The organism is Jeotgalibacillus proteolyticus (assembly GCF_050107735.1).
GTDB lineage: Bacteria > Bacillota > Bacilli > Bacillales > Jeotgalibacillaceae > Jeotgalibacillus > Jeotgalibacillus proteolyticus_A.
The window spans coordinates 1-278 of record NZ_JBNILO010000038.1 but is presented as its reverse complement, the minus strand read 5'-3'; the positions used below and the strand labels follow the sequence as shown (position 1 = coordinate 278).

The 278-nt window shown below is 48.2% G+C and carries 1 rRNA gene; it reads right to left on the bottom strand.

Going from position 1 to position 278, the window contains the following annotated elements:
* A 23S ribosomal RNA gene (locus ACQCT8_RS19035) occupies window positions 1-109 on the bottom strand; the annotation flags it as partial.
* Window positions 110-278: the final 169 nt, after the last annotated feature.

Genomic DNA, 278 nt, shown 5'->3' with positions numbered 1-278 from the left:
CTTCGGATCACAGCTTACTTACAGCTCCCCGAAGCATATCGGTGTTAGTACCGTCCTTCATCGGCTCCTAGTGCCAAGGCATCCACCGTGCGCCCTTTCTAACTTAACCAAAAAATGGTTGATCAGCTTCGCGCTTCTTCGTCTGCTCGTGTCGTCATCTCCTCACGCACTGAAAAGTGCGCTCCGGGATTCCTCCACTCACGTCCTCGAATCGCTCGCTGCTGAACCATTTTTAAGAGAAACTCTTAAAAATGACTCATTGGATTTTCATTTGAAAA